Genomic DNA, 2,606 nt, shown 5'->3' on the forward strand with positions numbered 1-2,606 from the left:
GCCGGGGCCTTCCTGCTGGGCCGCGCCAGCCGGACGAGCGAGACCGCCGAGCAGCCGCCGGCCCAGCCCGCGCCGGGGCCGCCGGAGCCGGTGTCGCCCTACGGCGAGCACCAGCCAGGGGTCACTCTGCCGCTGGTCCGCCAGGCCCACATCGGGCTCACCGTGGCCGACCTGGTGGACGGGTCGGACGTCGCGGCGGTGCTGGCGCGGCTGGGCCGGCGCATCGCCGGGCTGACCCTGGGCACCGACCCGCAGCTGGCGGGGGTGGACCCGGCCGACCTCACCGTCACCGTCGGGGTCGGTCCGGAGGTGGTCCGCGCGGCGCGGGGGACGGACTCCCCCGGCGCCAGCGACCTGCCGCGGTTCGCCCGCGAGGACGTCCCCGACCACCAGCGCGGCGGTGACCTGCTGCTGCAGGTGTGCTCCGACGACCCGACGGTGATCGTGCTCGCCGAGCAGGCACTGACCGCCGAGCTGAGGGACGCGGTCCGCGTGCGCTGGCAGGTGGCCGGGTTCCGCGGCGCCCTGGACGGCATCGGCGCGCGGAACCTGCTGGGCTTCCACGACGGGATCAGCGTGCCCAAGACAGAGGCCGAGCAGGACGAGCTGGTCTGGCTGGACGGCCCGGACGACCTGGCCGGGGGCTGCATCGCCGTGGTCCGGCTGATGCCCATCCGGGTGGAGGACTTCGTGGCCCTGCCGGTGCCGGAGCAGCAGGCCAAGATCGGCCGGCGCCGGGACACCGGGGTGCCGCTGTCGGGCGGCACCATCGACGACGACCCGGACCTGCAGGCCAAGAGCGAGGCCGGGGTCTACGACATCGCCGTCGACGCCCACGTCCGCCGGGCCCACCCGCTGCCGGCGGGGCTGCCGGGGCTGATGCTGCGCCGCAGCTACTCCTACGCCCGCAGCGCGGAGGACAAGGGGTTGGTCTTCATCTCCTTCCAGCGCGAGCTGGAGACCTTCACCCGCACCCTGGCCCGGATGGACGAGCAGGACGCGTTGCTGGACTACACCACCACGACGGCCTCCGGCACGTTCCTGGTGCTGCCCGGCTTCAGCGAGGACCGCCCGCTGGGTGCGGGTCTGCTGCCCCGCTGACGCCTCTCCCGCTGTCGGGCACCACGGTGTCCCGGTCCGGGCTGCCGTACCTCGTCCTGGGACGGCGGCAGGGGTGCCGTCCGCGCACTTTCGCGCGGTCGGCACCCCTGCAGCAGGAGCGTTACCGGGTGTGGGTCAGAGACCCGTTGCCCGGCGGCGGCGGATCACCAGGGTGGTGCCGGCTCCGGCGAGGGCCAGTCCGGCCAGCAGCGGCAGCAGCACTGCCGGTGCACCGGTGTCGGGCAGCTGACCACCCGGCGCGGACCCATCCTGCGGGCCCTCGTCGCTGTCGGGCAGCTCCTCACCGCCGAGGCCGCCCACGGTGATGTCGACCGCGTCCCAGCCGTCGGTCGGGTCGGTGTTACGGCCCTCGCGCTGACCGTCGTCGGCCACCTCCTCACCGTTGGCCGACAGCTGGGCGACGTTGGTGACGATCTCCCCCGCGGCGATGTCGTCGACGGTCACATCGATCACCAGGGTGACCACCTCACCCGCGGCCAGATCACCGATGGTCCAGGTGCTGCCGTCGTACTCACCACGGCTCGCCTCGTAGTCACCGGCGTAGCTGACCCCGACCGGGAGCACGTCCTCGACCGCGACATCGACCGAGGGGTCGGTGTCGTGACCCTTGACCACGATCCCGTACTGGATCTCATCGCCGACCTGCACCTGACGCGGCTGCGGGTTGCCCTCACTGTCGTAGAGGGTGTCGGTGACCTCACCGGCGTTGTCCAGGGTCTCTCCCGGGAGCAGCACCTTCTTGTCCAGCGTCGGGTTCCCGGCGCGGACGGTGATGTCGACCTCGTCGTAGCCGTCATCGGGGCTGGTGTTGCGGCCACCGTCCTTGCCGGGGTTCTTCGGGTCGTCTTCGATCTCCCGCCCGTTCCCGGACAGCTGGGCCACGTTGGTGATGATCGTGCCGTGCTCGGCCGGCTCGACCGTCACATCGATCACCAGGGTGACGACCTCACCCGGAGCGAGGTCACCGATGGTCCAGGTGGTGCCGTCGTACTCACCACGGCTGGCGACGTAGTCACCGGCGTAGGTGATCCCGGCCGGGAGGGCGTCGGCGACCGACACGTCGCTGGCGGGGAACTCCTCGTGACCCTCCACGACGATGCCGTACTGGATCACATCCCCAGCAGCGACCTCACGCGGCTGCGGGGTGCCGTCCTCATAGAGGGTGTCGGTCACCTCACCCGCGTTGTCGAGGGTCTCACCGGGCAGCAGCACCTTCTTGTCCAGCACCGGATCCCCGGAGCGGACGGTGATGTCCACCTCGTCATAGCCATCATCCGGAGTGGTGTTACGCCCACCGTCCTTACCGGGGTTCTTCGGGTCGTCCTCGATCTCACGACCGTTGCCCGACAGCTGGGCCACGTTGGTCACGATGGTCCCATCGGCCGCAGGCTCCACCGTCACATCGATCACCAGCGTCACGACCTCACCAGCGGCCAGCTCACCGATGGTCCAGGTGGTGCCGTCGTAGTCACCACGGCTGGCGA

The 2,606-nt window shown here is 71.5% G+C and carries 2 protein-coding genes; one reads left to right on the plus strand and one right to left on the minus strand.

Going from position 1 to position 2,606, the window contains the following annotated elements; all coding sequences use genetic code 11:
- Nucleotides 1–1,101 (plus strand): Dyp-type peroxidase (locus tag DVA66_RS19260; RefSeq protein ID WP_114561448.1); only part of this gene is annotated, 1,101 nt, incomplete at its 5' end.
- Nucleotides 1,102–1,236: 135 nt separating this feature from the next.
- Here the strand turns inward: DVA66_RS19260 and DVA66_RS19265 are convergent.
- The coding region (locus DVA66_RS19265) for a DUF11 domain-containing protein (RefSeq protein ID WP_157974151.1) at nucleotides 1,237–2,606 on the minus strand (1,370 nt) is incomplete at its 5' end.

Origin of the sequence: Desertihabitans aurantiacus (genome assembly GCF_003344635.1) — a bacterium.
Taxonomy (GTDB): domain Bacteria; phylum Actinomycetota; class Actinomycetes; order Propionibacteriales; family Propionibacteriaceae; genus Desertihabitans; species Desertihabitans aurantiacus.